At 73.6% G+C, this 15,264-nt stretch carries 20 protein-coding genes; 9 read left to right on the top strand and 11 right to left on the bottom strand.

Translation table 11 applies throughout. The features are described from left to right. Positions 1 to 41: 41 nt before the first annotated feature. The 3 genes from B085_RS0137920 (at position 42) to B085_RS0137900 (ending at position 1,559) form a co-directional block, all read left to right on the top strand. On the top strand, positions 42 to 530 hold the full coding sequence (locus B085_RS0137920) for a carboxymuconolactone decarboxylase family protein (protein WP_018563818.1): 489 nt from the start codon (positions 42 to 44) through the stop codon (positions 528 to 530). A 258-nt stretch (positions 531 to 788) separates the two neighbouring features. Continuing rightward, positions 789 to 998, top strand: coding sequence for a DUF2180 family protein (locus B085_RS49855; RefSeq protein ID WP_018563816.1), 210 nt, complete (start codon positions 789 to 791; stop codon positions 996 to 998). Between the two features lie 78 nt (positions 999 to 1,076). Beyond that, positions 1,077 to 1,559: a Fur family transcriptional regulator gene (locus B085_RS0137900; protein ID WP_018563815.1), complete on the top strand. Its 483-nt coding sequence runs from the start codon at positions 1,077 to 1,079 to the stop codon at positions 1,557 to 1,559. Here B085_RS0137900 and B085_RS0137895 read toward each other — a convergent pair. After that, positions 1,548 to 2,147 (bottom strand): HAD family hydrolase, encoded by a 600-nt coding sequence (locus B085_RS0137895; RefSeq protein ID WP_018563814.1) that lies wholly within the window; start codon positions 2,145 to 2,147, stop codon positions 1,548 to 1,550. The two genes, B085_RS0137900 and B085_RS0137895, sit on opposite strands and share 12 nt — an antisense overlap. A gap of 4 nt (positions 2,148 to 2,151) precedes the next feature. After that, positions 2,152 to 2,910 carry a DeoR/GlpR family DNA-binding transcription regulator gene (locus tag B085_RS0137890; RefSeq protein WP_018563813.1) on the bottom strand — a complete coding sequence of 253 codons (759 nt, stop codon included), beginning with the start codon at positions 2,908 to 2,910 and terminating at the stop codon, positions 2,152 to 2,154. 72 nt (positions 2,911 to 2,982) lie between these two features. Here B085_RS0137890 and B085_RS0137885 point away from each other — a divergent pair, with 72 nt between their 5' ends. Together B085_RS0137885 and B085_RS0137880 are read left to right on the top strand one after the other, a co-directional pair. Then, on the top strand, positions 2,983 to 4,173 hold the full coding sequence (locus tag B085_RS0137885) for an MFS transporter (protein ID WP_018563812.1): 1,191 nt from the start codon (positions 2,983 to 2,985) through the stop codon (positions 4,171 to 4,173). Further along, positions 4,170 to 4,931, top strand: coding sequence for an alpha/beta fold hydrolase (locus B085_RS0137880; RefSeq protein ID WP_018563811.1), 762 nt, complete (start codon positions 4,170 to 4,172; stop codon positions 4,929 to 4,931). Before B085_RS0137885 ends, B085_RS0137880 begins: the two co-directional genes overlap by 4 nt. Before the next feature lie 13 nt (positions 4,932 to 4,944). Here B085_RS0137880 and B085_RS0137875 read toward each other — a convergent pair whose 3' ends face one another. Then, a complete protein-coding gene (locus B085_RS0137875) occupies positions 4,945 to 5,925 on the bottom strand; it encodes a D-cysteine desulfhydrase family protein (protein ID WP_018563810.1) in 981 nt (326 codons plus the stop codon). Positions 5,926 to 6,098: 173 nt separating this feature from the next. Here B085_RS0137875 and B085_RS0137870 point away from each other — a divergent pair, with 173 nt between their 5' ends. Both B085_RS0137870 and B085_RS0137865 read left to right on the top strand, forming a co-directional pair. After that, positions 6,099 to 6,491 carry an SRPBCC family protein gene (locus B085_RS0137870; protein ID WP_018563809.1) on the top strand — a complete coding sequence of 131 codons (393 nt, stop codon included), beginning with the start codon at positions 6,099 to 6,101 and terminating at the stop codon, positions 6,489 to 6,491. Between the two features lie 254 nt (positions 6,492 to 6,745). Continuing rightward, the gene (locus B085_RS0137865; RefSeq protein ID WP_026251864.1) at positions 6,746 to 7,585 is read left to right on the top strand and encodes a helix-turn-helix transcriptional regulator; all 840 of its coding nucleotides are present in this window, start codon (positions 6,746 to 6,748) and stop codon (positions 7,583 to 7,585) included. On the opposite strand, the gene B085_RS0137860 is transcribed toward B085_RS0137865, so the two are convergent. The 4 genes from B085_RS0137860 to B085_RS0137845 form a co-directional block, all read right to left on the bottom strand. Beyond that, positions 7,575 to 8,159: a chloramphenicol phosphotransferase CPT family protein gene (locus B085_RS0137860; RefSeq protein WP_018563807.1), complete on the bottom strand. Its 585-nt coding sequence runs from the start codon at positions 8,157 to 8,159 to the stop codon at positions 7,575 to 7,577. The two genes, B085_RS0137865 and B085_RS0137860, sit on opposite strands and share 11 nt — an antisense overlap. 48 nt (positions 8,160 to 8,207) lie before the next feature. Continuing rightward, positions 8,208 to 8,354, bottom strand: a complete 147-nt coding sequence (locus B085_RS49850) for a hypothetical protein (RefSeq protein WP_018563806.1) — start codon at positions 8,352 to 8,354, stop codon at positions 8,208 to 8,210. 213 nt (positions 8,355 to 8,567) lie between these two features. Next, entirely contained in the window at positions 8,568 to 8,837 is a 270-nt protein-coding gene (locus B085_RS0137850; RefSeq protein WP_158689909.1) for a hypothetical protein, read from the bottom strand. 147 nt (positions 8,838 to 8,984) lie between these two features. Continuing rightward, positions 8,985 to 9,599: a TetR/AcrR family transcriptional regulator gene (locus B085_RS0137845; protein WP_018563804.1), complete on the bottom strand. Its 615-nt coding sequence runs from the start codon at positions 9,597 to 9,599 to the stop codon at positions 8,985 to 8,987. A gap of 131 nt (positions 9,600 to 9,730) precedes the next feature. On the opposite strand from B085_RS0137845, the gene B085_RS0137840 reads away from it, so the two are divergent. Then, the gene (locus B085_RS0137840) at positions 9,731 to 10,291 is read left to right on the top strand and encodes an ester cyclase (RefSeq protein WP_018563803.1); all 561 of its coding nucleotides are present in this window, start codon (positions 9,731 to 9,733) and stop codon (positions 10,289 to 10,291) included. Positions 10,292 to 10,303: 12 nt separating this feature from the next. Here B085_RS0137840 and B085_RS0137835 read toward each other — a convergent pair whose 3' ends face one another. Beyond that, positions 10,304 to 10,873: a TetR/AcrR family transcriptional regulator gene (locus B085_RS0137835; protein ID WP_018563802.1), complete on the bottom strand. Its 570-nt coding sequence runs from the start codon at positions 10,871 to 10,873 to the stop codon at positions 10,304 to 10,306. Positions 10,874 to 10,878: 5 nt separating this feature from the next. Then, on the bottom strand, positions 10,879 to 12,285 hold the full coding sequence (locus B085_RS0137830; RefSeq protein WP_018563801.1) for an amidase: 1,407 nt from the start codon (positions 12,283 to 12,285) through the stop codon (positions 10,879 to 10,881). 55 nt (positions 12,286 to 12,340) lie between these two features. On the opposite strand from B085_RS0137830, the gene B085_RS0137825 reads away from it, so the two are divergent. Continuing rightward, positions 12,341 to 13,135 carry an SDR family NAD(P)-dependent oxidoreductase gene (locus B085_RS0137825; RefSeq protein ID WP_026251862.1) on the top strand — a complete coding sequence of 265 codons (795 nt, stop codon included), beginning with the start codon at positions 12,341 to 12,343 and terminating at the stop codon, positions 13,133 to 13,135. Positions 13,136 to 13,154: 19 nt separating this feature from the next. Here the strand turns inward: B085_RS0137825 and B085_RS0137820 are convergent, their stop codons facing one another. Both B085_RS0137820 and B085_RS0137815 read right to left on the bottom strand, forming a co-directional pair. After that, positions 13,155 to 14,132 carry a hypothetical protein gene (locus B085_RS0137820; protein WP_018563799.1) on the bottom strand — a complete coding sequence of 326 codons (978 nt, stop codon included), beginning with the start codon at positions 14,130 to 14,132 and terminating at the stop codon, positions 13,155 to 13,157. Positions 14,133 to 14,296: 164 nt separating this feature from the next. Then, complete coding sequence (locus B085_RS0137815; RefSeq protein WP_018563798.1) at positions 14,297 to 15,241, bottom strand: MerR family transcriptional regulator; 945 nt, start codon at positions 15,239 to 15,241, stop codon at positions 14,297 to 14,299. Positions 15,242 to 15,264 lie beyond the last annotated feature (23 nt).

Here is a 15,264-nt window from a genome sequence, read left to right as displayed (position 1 = left end):
CATCCCATGGCGGCCGGAGACGGCCCGGCGAAGGAGTGCTGGTGAGCGACCCCACGGCGGTTCGGCCGAGCAGGCGGATCTTCATCGACAAGCAGAGCCCGCGGGCCTACAAGGCGATGGTGGCCGCCGCCGAGACCGTACGGGCCGTGGCCGCCGAGGCCGGGCTCGAACGGGACCTGGTGGAGCTGGTGAACATACGCGTGTCGCAGCTCAACGGCTGCGCCTTCTGCCTCGACCGGCACACCAGGGCCGCCCTCAACGCGGGCGAGACGCCGCAGCGGCTGACCGTGCTGCCCGCCTGGCGCGACACCGAGTTGTTCACCGCGCGCGAACGCGCCGCGCTCGCGGTGGCCGAGGTGACCACGGACCCCACCGACGCCACCGCCCAGGAGCAGGCCTACCAGGCCGCGCGCGAGGTGTTCGGCGACGACGAGCTCTCCGCCCTCATCTGGGTGGCGATCACCATCAACTCCTTCAACCGGGTCTCCATCCTGAGCAAGCACCCGGTCCGCCCCGGCCCGAAGCGGTGAGAAGGTCCCGTACACGAAGGACGCGGCCGCGCCGTCCGTGACGGCGGGGCCGCGTCCTTCGCGCCGCGGCGGGGTCAGCCGCTCACCTTGCGCACCGGACCCGGGCCGGACTGCACCCGCTCGACGCACTCCAGCGCGAGCCGGCTGACCTCGTCGAGCGTGGCGACGTCAAGATTTGACTCGGTCAATTCTCGCCCTTACGTTCGAGGGGCGGGCGACGAGAGCCGCGCCCCTCCCCCACCCCCGGAGCGAACTCGCGTGAAGTGCTACGACTGCGTCCAGGAAGCGTGCCACGACAGCGAAGGCATCGGCGTCTGCACCCGCTGCGGCCTGTTCACCTGCGCGGACCACTCACGTGTCGTCCGCCTCCCGGTCCACCAGCCCAAGGGCCTGGGCAGGGCTACGAGCCGCCTGCACGCGCGCCGGGTCGTCTGTGGCACCTGCCACACGGCCGAGACCGCGGAGTGAGCGCGGTCACGACCGCACTCGAATAGAATTGACTCCTTCAAATCTCGTGCACACCCGGAAAGGAGCGTGACGGCGGCCATGGAGCAGTCGGCCGGCGACCTGCTCAAGAGCAAGGGGCTGCGCAGCACGGCACAGCGCCGCGCCATCCTCACCGCCCTGCACGGCCATCCCCACTCCACCGCGTCCGAGCTCGAGGCGAGGATCGGCGTCGGCACCCCGGGCGCGGGAGGACTGTCCAAGCAGGGCCTGTACAACGTGCTCGACGACCTCACCAGGGCACAGCTCATCCGCTGCATCGAGCCCGCGGGATCCGCCGCGCGCTACGAACTGCGCGTCGGCGACAACCACCACCACCTGGTGTGCCGCGACTGCGGCCGCATCGAGGACGTCGACTGCACGGTCGGCGCGGCGCCCTGCCTGGATCCCGTGGAGACCAAGGGCTTCGCCGTCGACGAGGCCGAGATCACCTGGTGGGGTCTGTGCGCCGAGTGCCAGCAGGCGACCGTGAGCGCGGATACCGCGACACCCTCGCCCGGGCCAGGCACGCCGTCAGAAGCGTGACAAGCGCTCCCTGAGCCGCGCCGGGCCGGTGAAGAGGTGGCCGCGCATGCCGGCCGCCTGCGCCGCGCGGACGTTCTCCGGGCGGTCGTCCACGAAGAGGATCCGGGCCGGGTCCTCCCGCAGCGCGTCCCGGCACCAGCGGTAGGCGGCCGGGCCGGGTTTTGCGTGGCCGGTGCGGCAGGACAGGGCGCACACCTGGAAGTGCCGCAGCCAGGCGTGGCGGGCCTCGTAGTGGGCGGCCGGTTCTTCGGGGACGTTGGAGAGCAGCCCGATGTGGCAGCCCATGCAGGCGAGTTCCTCGACAAGGGCGACCATCGAGGGATCGACACCGCTCCGGCTGTCGACGTCGGCGGCGATGAGCGCCTCCGTCCGCCGACCGTCGAAGCGGGTCCCGAGGGCCGCCGCCACACCGTTCCAGTAGGCGGGTCCGGTCAGCTCACCTCGGTCGTACCGGGGGCGCAGACCCCAGTAGGCCTCCCAGAAACCCGTGGCGGGCACCCCGGCCGTACGGTGCAGCCGTTCCCTGCCCTCCGCGGACTGCGGGCAGGCGATGACGCCGAAGAGGTCGAACAGCACGGTGCCGGGCACGCGGTCACACCTGCCGCACCATGACGCCCGCCGCGGACAGCGCGCCGACCGCGTCCTGCGGCGCCGACTCGTCCGTGACGACCGCGTGCAGCGCGGCGGCGGGGGCGACGAAGGCGAGGGCGGTACGGGAGAGCTTGGCGCCCTCGGTCACGGCGATGACGCGCCGGGCGGAGGCGATCGCGGCCCGCTTCACGGCGGCGTCGTCCAGGTCGTAGGCCGTGAGGCCGTTGGCGGCGTTGAGCCCGCAGCAGCCGATCACGGCGGTGTCGAAGCGCAGCGCGGCCAGTGAGGCCTCGGTCAGCGGCCCGGTCAGCGCCAGTTCGCCGGGCCGCGGCCGGCCGCCCGGGACGAGCAGGGTCAGATGCGGGGCACCGGTCAGGGCGTTGACGGAGTGCAGGGACAGCGGCATCACCGTCAGCCGGCGCTGTTCGAGCGCCCTGGCCACCTCCAGGCAGGTCGTACCGCTGTCCAGCACGACGGCCTCGCCGTCGGCGATCAGCCCGGCGACCTCCGCGGCGATGCGCGCCTTCGTCTCCTGCCCCTCCTGGGATCTGAGCCCGAAGGGCGGCTCCTCGCCCCGCAGCAGCAGACTCCGCGCGCCGCCCCGATAGCGCTCCAGGACGCCCTGGGCGGCCAGCGCCTCCAGGTCGCGGCGGACGGTCATCTCCGAGGCGCCCGTGAGGGCGGCGAGTTCGGCGACGCCGAGGCGCCCCGCCTCCTGTACGGCCTCGGTGATCTGCCTGAGTCGGTCGATGCCAGCCATGACCACATTGAACATCTTCAGCGTTTGAAAGGCAAGGTATCGAAACCAATTTCTGTTCGCTATGTTCGATGCGTGAACGGAACACCTCGGGCCGCCCGGACGGCCACCTTCGCCTACTTCGTGCTGAACGGTTTCCTGCTGGGGATGTGGATCGTGCACATCCCGGAGATCGAGCACCGCACCGGGATCGGCCACGCCACCCTCGGCTGGCTCCTGCTGCTCCTCGGCGCGGGCGCGTTCGCGGGCATGCAGATCGTCGGCCCGCTCACCGACCGCCTCGGTGCCCGTACGGTCGTGCCGGTCAGCGCGGCGCTGTGCAGCGCCACCGTCGTCCTGCCGGGTCTGGCCGGCGACGCATGGACGCTGGGAGCGGGCCTCCTGCTGCTGGGCATCGGCAACGGCTGTCTGGACGTGAGCATGAACGCCCACGCCGTCCAGGTGGAGCACGCGTACGGCCGGCCCGTCATGTCGGCCTTCCACGCCACCTTCTCCGTCGGCGGCGTCCTTGCCGCACTGGTGGGCGCACGCACCCTCAGCCAGGGCTGGAGCCCGGCGGCGACACTCGGGGTGGTGGCGGCGCTGGGCGTGGTCGCCGCGGTCGCGGCGGCACCCGCACTGCTGCGGCCCGCCGCCCGCGCCCCGAAGGCTGTGGACGCCGGACCGCCGGCCCGCAGGAAGACGCCTCGGCGCATCTGGGCGCTCGCCGTACTCGCGCTGATGATCATGATGTGCGAGGGAGTGGCCAACGACTGGAGCACCCTCCACCTGAGCACCGTGCTGGACGCACCGGCCGCTACCGCCGCGCTCGCCTACGGGGCCTTCGCCACCGCCATGACCGTCGGCCGCTTCGTCGTGGACCGGTTGGCGGCGCGGGTCGGCTCCCTGGCGGTCCTGCGGGGCGGCGCCTCGGTGGCCGCCGCCGGACTGCTGGCGGCGGCCCTGTCGCCGTGGGTGCCGTTGGCCGTGGCCGGCTGGGCCGTGTTCGGCGCCGGACTGTCGGGCTGCGTACCGCAGTTGTTCAGCGCGGCGGGTCACGCCGATCCCGCCGCCGCGGGCGTCAACGTCTCCCGGGTCGCCGGGCTCGGCTACCTCGGCATGCTCGCGGGGCCGGCGGTCATCGGCCCGCTGACCCACCTGATGCCGCTCAACCTCACCTTCCTGCTGCCCGTGGCATGCTGTGCCGTCGCGGCCGCGACGGCCGGCATCCTGCGCCCGCCCGCGCGCACCGCCCCGGCGGCACACCGGGAGGTACCGACGGCATGACCGGCACCGACCCCACGGGCACAGGCCCCGCCGCGATCGAGTCCTTCACCGTGAACTGCGACGGCGAGACCCTCGGTTGCACGGCGGCGCACCCGGTCACGGCGGACCGGAGCCCGGCCGCCCCGCTGACGGCCGTCGTCCTGCACGGAGCGGGAACCAGCGACCGGCAGCGGCTCACGGGAGTGCTCACCGACGTCGCCGTGCGGGGTCACCACGCGCTCTCCCTCGACTTCTCGGGGCACGGCCACAGCACCGGTCGGCTCGCCGAGTCCAGCCTGAGACGGCGGTTCCTGCAGGCCAGGACCGTCATCGACAGGCACGTCCCGGCCCGGCACCGGCTGGCCGTGATCGGCTTCAGCATGAGCGGGCAGACCGTCGCCGACCTCGCGCGGCACTATGGTGCCCGGGTGGCGTCCGTCGGCCTGTGCGCGCCCGCCGTCTACGCGGCCGAGGCGTGGACGGTGCCGTTCGGGGCGGGTTTCACCGAGATCATCCGGACACCTGAGAGCTGGCGCACCTCGTCCGCCCTCGAGACCTTCCGGTCCCTGTCCGGCCGGGCGGTGCTCGCGGCGCCGGCCGCGGACGCGGTGATCCCGCCGGCGGTCACCGAGGCCGTCGCGACCGCGCTCGGAGGCTCCCGCGCCCGCTTCACCCGGCTCACCTACCCGGACGCGGAGCACCGGCTCGCCCTGTGGTTCACCGGCAACGCCCGGCCGCGCGGCCGCTTCGTCGACGCCGTCCTGCACGACGGGGCGTGAACGTCCGGGCCCGTCAGCCCCGTTCGTACGATCGCAGCGCGGCGACCGAACGGCGCACGGCCTCGGCGTGCCCGAAGAGCCCGGGCAGGCCGCCGGTGTGCAGGAAGACGGTGCGCTGCCCGCGGCGGATGCCGCCGTCGCGTACGGCGGCGACCAGACCGGCCATGGCGCGGCCGGTGTAGGTGGGATCCAGGACGATGCCCTCGGTGGCCGCCGTCGTCCGCATCGCCTCCAGGACCGGTTCGTGGAGCGTCGCGTAGCCGGCGCCGACCTGGTCGGTGCGGATGCGCAGCGCGTCCGGGGAGACGGCACGGCGGGCGACCGCCCCGGCCAGGTCCGCGACGATCGCGGCCGGCTCGGTCACGGCGCCGCAGTGCACGCCGAGCACCCGCTCCTCGCCCAGCGCGGCGACGAGACCGGCCATGGTGCCGCCGGAGCCGAGGGCAACCACCACATGGGCGACGTCGGGAAGTTGGGCGTGGAGCTCCTCGCCGCTCTCGACGTAGCCGCGGGCACCGGTGGCGCTGGAACCGCCGAAGGGGATCAGATGGGGCCGCGCTCCCTCGCGTCGCAGCCGCCCGCAGACGTCCTCGGCGGCGCCCGCGAGTTCGGCGGGCTCCGCGTCACCGGCCCAGACGACCCGGGCGCCGAAGAGTCCGTCGAGGACCAGGTTGCCGGTGCCGGACCCGGCCTCGGGTTCCTTGCCGGGGAAGACCAGGACGGTGTCGAGTCCCAGCCGCGCCCCGGCCGCGGCGGTGAGGCGGGCGTGGTTGCTCTGCGCCGCGCCCACCGTCACCAGGGTGTCCGCACCGGCTTCGAGTGCCTCGCCGACCGTCCACTCCAGCTTGCGGACCTTGTTGCCGCCACCACCGAGTCCCATGAGGTCGTCACGCTTGATCCACAGGTCGTCCGCGTCCAGGCCGAGGGCGGCGGCCAGCCGGGGCACGGGTTCGACGGGGGTGGGCCAGGCGGACAGCGTGATCTTGCCGGGCATCGGCTGCGCTCCAGGTTCTACGGCGACGGTGACCGGCGCTGCGGGACACCGGTGGACTCCATTGTGGGCTCCCGGCGGGCCCCGCCGGTCCGGGAGGGCGGGAGAGGGCGCGGTGGCTGCCGTGACTGGGCGGAGGGACACTCGAAGTGTCGCTCTGAGGAGGTGGGATCGCCGTGAGCGAGTTCGAGCGCTCCATGAACATGACGGCCTCCGCGGACCGTGTCTTCGACCGGGCGGAGGACCTCGACCGCATCGAGTCCTGGCTCCCCGACGAGCTGCACGTCCGCGCCGCCGAACCACCCGCCGTCACCGTGCACGACGACGACACGGGACGGGACGCGGCCGCGCTCTTCCGGGCCGACCGCGCGCACAGACGGCTGGAGTGGGGCACCCGCGAGGACGACCGTTACGCGGGCTGGCTGCAGGTCGACCGGACCGGCGAGCGGACCAGCGAGGTGACCATCCACCTGTCGTTCACCGACGAGAGCATCGCGCCGCCCGAGGGCGTCGTGGACCGGGCACTGGACGACAGCCTGCACCGCCTGTCGGGCATCGTGACCTCATGAGTCCGGCGGGGCGGCCGCGCGCCGGGGCCAACTGTCGGCACGGACCGCTCCGCCGGTGCGAGGGGCCGGCTCCCGGGCCGACGCACGTCCCTGCGGACCCGGAAGCCCTCCCTCCGCTCCACCCCAACGTAGATCCCAGTTTGGACTGAGTCAAATATCGGCTGCTGTTCGGGGCTGCCGGGGGCCGCAGCCCCCGGACTTCCTGGGACTCGGGGTACCAGGCAGCGTCGCGTCCGGCGCACCACACTGAGGGGATGGCGGCGACGGAATTCGGCAGAGCGGTGCGACGGTGGCGTGAACGGGTGACGCCCGAGGCGGCCGGGCTTCCGGTCGGCGGGCACCGGCGCGCCCCGGGACTGCGCCGGGAGGAACTGGCCCAGCTCGCGGGGATCTCCGTGGACTACGTCACCCGGCTCGAACAGGGCCGGGCCTCCCATCCCTCGGCCCAGGTCGTGGAAGCACTGGCCAGAGCGCTGCGGCTGTCCCCGCAGGAGCGCGGGCACCTGTTCCAGCTGGCCGGTCTGGCGCCCCCGGGGCCGGACACCGTCCCCGCCTACATCACCCCCAGCGTCCAGCGGCTGCTCGACCGGCTGACCGGGACACCGGTGGCCGTCTACGACGCCTCCTGGACGCTGCTGGTGGCCAACCCCCCGTACGCGGCGCTGATGGGCGATCCCTCCGGATGGCACGGCAACGAGCGCAACGGGGTGTGGAACCACTTCGTCGGCCGGGCCGGCCGGATCCGGCGCACCCGGGAGTACCTGGCCGGTTTCGAGTCGGCGCTCGTCGCCGACCTCCGCGCCGCCGCCGACCGCTACCCGTCCGACCAGCAGGTGCGCCGGCTCGTCGCCGACCTGCGCGCGCACAGCGACCGCTTCGCCGAACTGTGGGACGCCGGCGCGGTCGGCCGGCACGAGGCGTCACGCAAGATCGTCGACCACCCGCGCGTGGGCCCGCTGACCCTCGACTGCGACGTGCTGACCGTGACGGGCAGCGACCTGCGCATCATGGTCTACACCGCGGAACCGGGCAGCGAGGACGCCGACCGTCTGGCACTGCTCACCGTCCTCGGCACCCAGGCCCTCACCGGCTGACGGCCGCCAGCCGCTCGAAGGCCGTCGGGAACGTCCTGCGGGGCAGGAAGTCGCGGATGCGGCGGGCACACTCCGCCGCAGAGGCCTCAGTCGTGTCGCACTCGACGTCGTACCGGCCGTGGGCGTGGACGAGGCCGAACTGGCGGGCCGCCAGACCCGGGGGTCGGTCCCCGCGCTCCCGCTCGCGCCGCCGCAGTTCCGCGAGCGAGCAGTGCACCCCGACCAGGACGACGTCCCTCGCCGGGAACAGCGCGAGGCAGTCCCGCAGGCGCCACGGCTCGCTGAGTACATGGTCGACCACGACGTTGTTGCCTCCGGCGGCCATGCCGGCCACCGCCCGGTGGAAGCCCCGCCAGGTGCGCCGCAGCACGTCCGGAAGTTCCTCCGGGGTCACCACGCGACGGGACCGCATGGCGTGGAAGGCGTCCACGGGCATGTGGAAGTACGTGCCGTCCAGGGTCAGCAGCAGTTCCCTGGCGATGCTCGACTTCCCCGAACTGGACGTCCCGTTGAGGAACACGATGAGGCCGCCGGACCCGGCTTCGGCTTCGGCTTCGGCTTCGGCTTCGGGCAACGTGCCTCCTCCGCCGCCGGACCTCCGCGGCCGTGGTGGGCGGGCGCCCTACGGCGCCTGCGTGCCGGGCGCGTTGGGAGCCACCGACGGCTGGGGGGTGGGGGGAGGACTCACGATCCGGTCCTCCACCGCGGACAGGACGAGCATCAGCCCGAGCAGGAAGACCGGCAGCCCGAGCACCAGCGCTGCGATCATCGCGGATCCTCCGTGTGCGGCAGGGGCGTTCGCGGGCAGCGGGCGACGGTGTCGGAGGGATGGCGGCGGCGGACATTGACACGATGGGACACGGCGGACATGGGCACCTCCACTTCGGCGTCGAAGGCCCGCCTTCCCCGCTTCGGGCGTTGTATGGGGGCGCCCGGGAACGCATGCTCTCGCGTCACGGTCCCGGGCGCGGCGCCCGTGGGTTCAGTAGCGGAAGGCGTCGGGGCCGTCGAGCCGCCCGAAGCGCCGCGGATGCGGGATCTGCTCCGGCCGCTGGGCCCACCGGGCACGGCGGCGCCGGGCACCCCCGTGCTCACCCCAGTAGAGGACGGCGACGACACCGGCCGCCGCGCACAGCAACGCACCGACGACGACGCTGTAGAACGTGCCCGCCGAGATCACCCCGACCACGGCGCCCAGCACGATTCCCAGCATTCCCGCACCGAAAACGAGCCTGCGAATCTTCAAATCCATGAAGAATCACTCCCTTTCGGAAGAACGCATTCCCCGGTGAACGTCCGTCAATCCACGGATCGCCTTAACGAGTGACGGGCGGGGCGGGTTTGTGACGTCTCATCACGCCCTTCCGCCCGAATTGCGGCGCGGACGGGAGCCGCGGTCTCAGGCGAGGGCGGACGCGGCGGTGCGGTAGAGGACTTCCTCGGCCCGGTCCCACGACCAGCCGTTCTCCACCACGAGCGTGCGCCAGCCGGTCGGGCCGAACCAGAACCAGAGAAGGTCGGCGGTCTCCTCCGCCGAGTACCGCCGGGCGGGTGCGCCGACTTCCAGGAAATGCCGTGCGACCGCGCGCAGCGCCTCCCGGTAGTCGGCCGTCGCCCTTTCCCACAACGCCTCGCCGTTCTCGTGCACGGGCAGCGCCTTGCGAATCGCCTCGTGCGCCTTGAACTGGCTCTCGTTTCCCGCCCGGGTACCGCGGGCGAGCGCCCGGAGGACACCGTCGGGCGTCCGCACGTCCAGGATGCGTGCGACGGCCCGCTCGTATCCGGACCCGACCACGGCCTTGTCGACGATCCGGTCGAGGACGTCCGACTTGCTGCCGACGCTGGCGAAGACCGTCTTCGACGCGACCCCGGCCGCCGCCGCGATGTCCGCGACGGTGACCCGCCCGTAGCCGCGTTCGGCGAAGAGCAGCTCGGCCTGTTCGAGGATCAGCGCGCGCGTCCGCGCCGCGGCCTGTTCTCGGAGCGGGGAGACGTAAGCGCGCTTGGTGGACATGGCGGCATCCTATGCGATATCCGTTCCGCTTTGACCTATCCAATCGGTCCTCTATAACCTCAATATCGGATGCGCGGCGCGCGCGTCCGGTGAGACCGGCCCGCGAGGCGGGCGGGCGAAAGGTGGGAACGATGGCGATGGACGACAAGGACCTGGCCGAGGGGCTGTTCCGGATCCTGGAGACGGGCGATGCGGCACTGGCCCACGAGGTCGTGGACCCCGACAACCACAACCGCGAGGCGGCCGTCTCGCCCGCGGCCTGTTCGACACCCGGTCCGGCGGGAACGCTCGCCTCGGGCGCGTGGCTGCGCTCGGCCTTCAGCGACCTGCGCTTCCCGGTGCTGGGCATCGCCCGCAACGACGACCAGGTCTGGATCCGGCTGCGCATGCAGGGACGGCACACCGGCGCGTTCGTACGCTTCCGTGACGGCGTCCTCGACCAGGCCATCCCTCCCACCGGACGCGAGGTCGACTTCGAGCAGGTCCACCTGCTCGACCTCCGCGACGGCAAGGTCGTCCGCCACGAGGCGCTGCGCGACGACATGACGATGCTGGGCCAGCTCGGCGTCTTCCCCCCGTCGCCGGCTGTCGCCCTGCGCATGGTCGCCTGGAAGGTCTCGGGACGCGCCAAGCGGGCCGCCGACGAGGTCACGAAGCTCGCCGCCGAGGCGGCCGGACAGGCGCGCGGCTGAGCCCGCTGTGCCTCAGCGGGCGCCCGAGGCGCCCCTCGCCAGCAGGAGCAGCGCGTCGACCAGGCTCTCGGCGGAGCTGCCGGTGGCCAGACGGCGCATCTGCATGCCGAACACCAGGGCCACGACCGTCGAGGCGGCCTCCTCGGCGTCCGGCACACCGAGGGCGGTCAGGACGGACGCGGCGAGGCGGTCGTACGCGGCGAAGCACTCGGCCGCGGCCTCCCGCAGCGCGGGGTCGCGGCCTGCCTGGACGTACAGCTCGAAGGGCGCGAGGTGCGTACTGTCGAAACCGGCCCCCTCGGCGACCTGCCCGACCAGGGCGGCGGCGCCCTTGAGGTCGATGCCCTCCTGCCGGCCCCGAGCGGCCAGTTCGGTGAAGCGGCCGGTCTCCTCCTCCACGAAGTGCAGCAGGCTCTCCCGCAACAGGTCGTGCTGCGTGGCGAAGTGGTAGGTCACCGAGCCGAGGGACACCCCGGCCTCCTGGGCGATACGCCGGTTGGTGACCGCGGCGACACCGTCCTGACCGATGATCCGCAGGACGGCGCTGATGATGTTCTGGCGGGTGCCGGCGGGGTTGGGCATGTCTGTCATTCTGTCACCGCGGCCGGGGCGCGCAGCTCGTACCAGCGCTGATCGCTCTCCAACTGCGCGGCGAGCGAGATCAGCAGGGGCTCGCTGTGGGCCGGCCCGAGGAGCTGGGCGCCGACCGGCAGTCCGTCGCCGAAGCCCGCCGGGACGCTGATGCCCGGCCAGCCGAGCACGTTCCAGGGCCAGGCGTACGGGCAGGCCGCGATCACCTCCTGGTCGGTCCGCCGGCCGGACAGCCCGGTCATGGCCCCGACGGCCGGGGGCGGGGTGGCGGTGGCGGGGGTGAGCAGCACGTCGAAGCGCGAGAACAGCTCCCCTATCCGGCGGTGCTGACCGCCCTCCGCCCGGCGGGCCCGGCGCAGGGCGGCCCCGGCGAGCAGGCGCCCGTTCCGCGAGGCGGCCAGGGTGCGGGGGTCGAGAAGCGTACGGTCCGGGACGCGGTCGCTCCACTGGCTGATGCCGGCGAACGCGCGGGGCAGGAAGCTCAGCCCGATCAGGCCGTAACGCGGCTCGGCCTCCTCCACCTCGTGGCCCAGCCGGGCGAGGGCGTCGGCCAGGTCGCCCACCGCGCGGCGTACGGCGGGATGGAGCGGTGCGCGGGCGGCGACGAACGGGGGCCGCCAGGACACCGCGATCCGCAGCCGGCCCGGTTCGCGTCCGGCCGCCTCCACGGCGTCGATGCCCGGGGGCCGGTGGACGTCGCCCGGGTGCTGCCCGGCGGCGGCGTCCAGCAGCAGCGCGGCGTCGCCCACGGTGCGCGCGAGCGGGCCGTTGACGGTCAGGCCGTGGAAGGACTCGGCGTCCGGCCAGGTGGAGACCCGGCCGCGCTGCGGCTTGATGCCCACCAGCCGCGTCCACGCCGCGGGGATGCGGACCGAGCCCGCCCCGTCCGAGCCGAGCGCCGCGGCGACCACTCCCGCCGCCACCGCCGCCGCGGCACCGCCGGAGGAACCCCCGGGCGTGTGCCCGAGGTCCCACGGGTTGCGGGTGGCGCCAAAGGCGGGCCCCTCGGTGAACGGCCACTGGCCCAGCTCGCAGGTGTTGGTCTTGCCGACGACGATCGCGCCGGCCGCGCGCAGGCGCCGTACCGCCTCCGCGTCCCGCGGCTTGGCCGGGAACTCCCCCGCGCAGCCGAACGCGGTGGGTTCGCCCGCCAGGTCCGTGTCGTCCTTGATCGCGACGGGGACGCCGAGCAGCGGCAGCCGCTCGCCGCGCTCCAGCCTCCGGTCGGCCTCCTCGGCCTCCGCCAGGGCCGCCTCTGCGCGGACGCGCCGGAAGGCGTTGACGGTCGGCTGGGTGGCGTCGACGCGTTCGAGCGTCCTGCGGACCAGTTCCGCGGCGGTGACATCGCCTTCGCGCAGCGCACGCGCCTGCGCCGCCAGCCCCTCGGTTCGGGCAGTGGACACGGCCGCCCCCTCTCCCTATTGTTCGTTCGAACGAACAAGTCGGGAGGTTAGACGGATGCGGATCGCCGGTGCAACTGTTCTGCTCACGGGCGCCACGGGTGGGCTCGGCCAGGACATGGCACGCGAACTCGCTGCCAGGGGTGCACGGTTGATCCTCAGCGGGCGCCGAGCCGACGTCCTCGAACCGCTGGCGAAGAGCCTGGACGCGAGGACCGTCCCCGCCGACCTCGCGGTCCGGTCCGACGTGGAGAGGCTGGCCGCCGAGTGCGCGGGCGTCGACGTCCTGGTGGCGAACGCCGCCCTGCCGAGCAGCGGCGACCTGCTGGACTACGCCCCCGACGAGCTCGACCGGGCCCTGATGGTGAACCTGCGAGCACCGGTGCTGCTGGCCCGGCTGCTGGCGCCGGCCATGGTCGAGGCCGGGCGGGGCCACATCGTCCTCATCGGATCGCTGTCGGGCAAGGCCGCCTCGCGGTCCACCTCCCTCTACAACGCGACCAAGTTCGGCCTGCGCGGCTTCGCCCACGGCTTCCGCGAGGACCTGCACGGCACCGGCGTCGGGGTGTCGCTGGTCCAGCCCGGCTTCGTCCGGGACGCGGGCATGTTCGCCGACACCGGCGCCAAGGCACCGGCCGGTGCCCGTACGGTGACGCCTCGGCAGGTCACGGCGGGGGTCGTACGGGCCGTCGAGCGCAACCTCGGCGAGGTGAACGTGGCTCCGCCCGAACTGCGGCTGCTCACCGCCGTCGCCGGGCAGTTCCCGGTGTTCGCGGCCCGCGTCCAGCGGCTCAGCGGCTCGGCGGAGCGCGCGACGCGGGACATCGTGACGGCCCAGCGGCACCGCCGCTGAGCGGCCGCCGCCGGGCGGTTCACAGCTGCGGATACCGGCGGCGCCGCCAGGTCCACGCGACCGCGGCGGCGGCCACCGCCCAGCCGAAGAGCACCAGGTAGGGGAAGGCGTACTGGTTGCCCGAGAAGTAGATCGCGTTGTGCTGCGCGTTCACCGACGCCCCCGGCGGCAGCCAGCGGCCGACGGCCCCCAGCGGCTGGGGCAGGAGCAGCCAGGAGACCGCCCCGCCCGAGGACGGATTGCCCAGCAGCACCATGAGCAACCACGTCGGCAGGATGGCCCACTTGCCGAACAGCATGTAGAACGCCGTGAACACCAGCCCCGAGGTCACCATCGTGAGGGTCAGGATCGCCCAGGACTGGAGGAAGGGCAGCCGCAGCACATGCAGCCCCCAGTCCACCACCGCGACGATGGACAGGCTTCCGAGCACGGAGTACACGACGATCGTCGCGAAGCGCTCCAGCGGTCTCAGCTCCGACGCGTGCACGGTCAGCTGCACCGCGCCGAGGAAGCCCACGATGACCGCGGCCAGCGTGATGTAGAAGATCGCGAGTCCCTGTGGGTCGCCGGGCTGCAGCGGTCTGAGGTCGCCCAGGCTGAGCCGCACCCCCGCCTGCGAGGCCGCCACCGGGGCGGCGGCCGCCAGCACGCGCGCCACCGAGGCCCCCGCGGCCGGTACCAGGTCGAACGAGACGGTGCCGCCCCCGGCCCTGGTCTGCGCCACGGCGAACACATGCTGCCGGTCGACGGCGTCGACGGCGGCCGCGCGCGTGGCGTAGCGGCGCTGCACCAGTTCGGTGCTCAGGCCCGAGTCCATGCCGGCCACGAACTTCTGCAACTGGGGGGAGTCGTCCACGACACCGATCGGGACGTGATGCGGCGTCGGGTGCGCCATGGCGAAGCTGTACGAGCCGGCGAACAGGCCCGCTCCCACCGCCAGCAGCAGGACGATGACCGCGGCAGGCCGGTAACGTGACAGCCCGGAGGGGTGAGTCATCGGCATACCCTCATCGCGCCCTCCGAAAGGCCGGGCCCCGTCCCGGCCGCGTCGCGGCGGGGCCTGGGCTGTGGGGCGAACCCGCCGCCCAAATTACTGCCGGTGATCGCCCCCCGCTACCTGACGGGGCTCGGCTCCGGCGGGCCGGCGCGGTGGCCGTCGGCTCACACGCGGCCTGCCTCCAGGGCCCGGACGGCCCAGTCCAGGGCGGGTCCGCGGCTCACCGGCGCGGGCCAGCCGTTGATCACCGCGAGCAGCCGGGCGTACCGCTCCCGGCGCGGGTCTGACGCGGTCCGCAGGCGCATCAGCAGCCGTCGCCGGAGCTCGGCGCCGTCCGCGACGCCGAGCTGGTCGGCGTACTCGGCGGCGACGGCCGCGACGACCGGACGTGCCCGCTCGGAGGCGGGGTCGACTCCGGCGGCCACGGCGGCGAGGGCCCGTTCTCCGGCCGCGGCGACCGCATCGCGGCGCGGCGGCGCGGTCCCGGCACGCGCGCGATCTGCGGCGTGTTCCTCGGCCGCCCTGCGCATCACCGCCCTGAATCCGGGGTCACGGGAGAGTTCGGCCAGCTCCACCCAGGCCTGGAGCTGCTCCGGGTGGGGGTCGTCGGGCAGCTCTGGGGTGAGGGTGCGGCGCGGGCCCGCGAGCGCGGGATCGTCCGTGAGGCCGTCCGGCGCGCCGAGCACGGCGTCGAGGAAGTCGTCGACGAGCCGGCCGCGTTCCTGCGCGGACAGCCTGGCCAGTTCGTGCATGAGCTCCGTCTCCTCCGGGGTGGATCCGCGCCGGGCCACGACCGTCAGCACCGCGTGCCGCAGCCGCGACGTGCGGATCTGCGCCTCCAGGGCCGCGGCGTGGGCCGCCGCGACCTCGGGCAGGGACAGCTCCCGGTCCACGACCCCTCGGATCGTCGCCAGGTCGAGTCCCAGGTCACGCAGCGTCCGCACCAGCTCCAGCCGGGCCAGGGCCGGGCCGTCGTAACGCCGGTAGCCGGCCGGACTGCGGCCGGCCGGCGTCACGATGCCCCGGTCCGAGTAGAAGCGGATGGTCTTGACCGTCAGCCCGGTGCGCCGGGCCAGGTCTCCGATCGAATAGCGCGCGTCGCCGTTCACACCTCCACTCTTCCGTCTCCCCC

This window comes from Streptomyces sp. BoleA5, assembly GCF_000373665.1.
Lineage (GTDB): Bacteria > Actinomycetota > Actinomycetes > Streptomycetales > Streptomycetaceae > Actinacidiphila.
Note: the sequence above shows the minus strand (reverse complement) of the source record. Positions and strands in the feature narration are given on the sequence as shown.

Coding starts and splice junctions, on each gene's coding strand:
- B085_RS0137900 (WP_018563815.1), top strand. CDS start 1,077: ATGGAGCAGTCGGCCGGCGACCTGCTCAAGAGCAAGGGGCTGCGCAGC.
- B085_RS0137890 (WP_018563813.1), bottom strand. CDS start 2,910: ATGGCTGGCATCGACCGACTCAGGCAGATCACCGAGGCCGTACAGGAG.
- B085_RS0137880 (WP_018563811.1), top strand. CDS start 4,170: ATGACCGGCACCGACCCCACGGGCACAGGCCCCGCCGCGATCGAGTCC.
- B085_RS0137875 (WP_018563810.1), bottom strand. CDS start 5,925: ATGCCCGGCAAGATCACGCTGTCCGCCTGGCCCACCCCCGTCGAACCC.
- B085_RS0137865 (WP_026251864.1), top strand. CDS start 6,746: ATGGCGGCGACGGAATTCGGCAGAGCGGTGCGACGGTGGCGTGAACGG.
- B085_RS49850 (WP_018563806.1), bottom strand. CDS start 8,354: ATGATCGCAGCGCTGGTGCTCGGGCTGCCGGTCTTCCTGCTCGGGCTG.
- B085_RS0137850 (WP_158689909.1), bottom strand. CDS start 8,837: ATGGATTTGAAGATTCGCAGGCTCGTTTTCGGTGCGGGAATGCTGGGA.
- B085_RS0137845 (WP_018563804.1), bottom strand. CDS start 9,599: ATGTCCACCAAGCGCGCTTACGTCTCCCCGCTCCGAGAACAGGCCGCG.
- B085_RS0137840 (WP_018563803.1), top strand. CDS start 9,731: ATGGCGATGGACGACAAGGACCTGGCCGAGGGGCTGTTCCGGATCCTG.
- B085_RS0137835 (WP_018563802.1), bottom strand. CDS start 10,873: ATGCCCAACCCCGCCGGCACCCGCCAGAACATCATCAGCGCCGTCCTG.
- B085_RS0137825 (WP_026251862.1), top strand. CDS start 12,341: ATGCGGATCGCCGGTGCAACTGTTCTGCTCACGGGCGCCACGGGTGGG.
- B085_RS0137820 (WP_018563799.1), bottom strand. CDS start 14,132: ATGACTCACCCCTCCGGGCTGTCACGTTACCGGCCTGCCGCGGTCATC.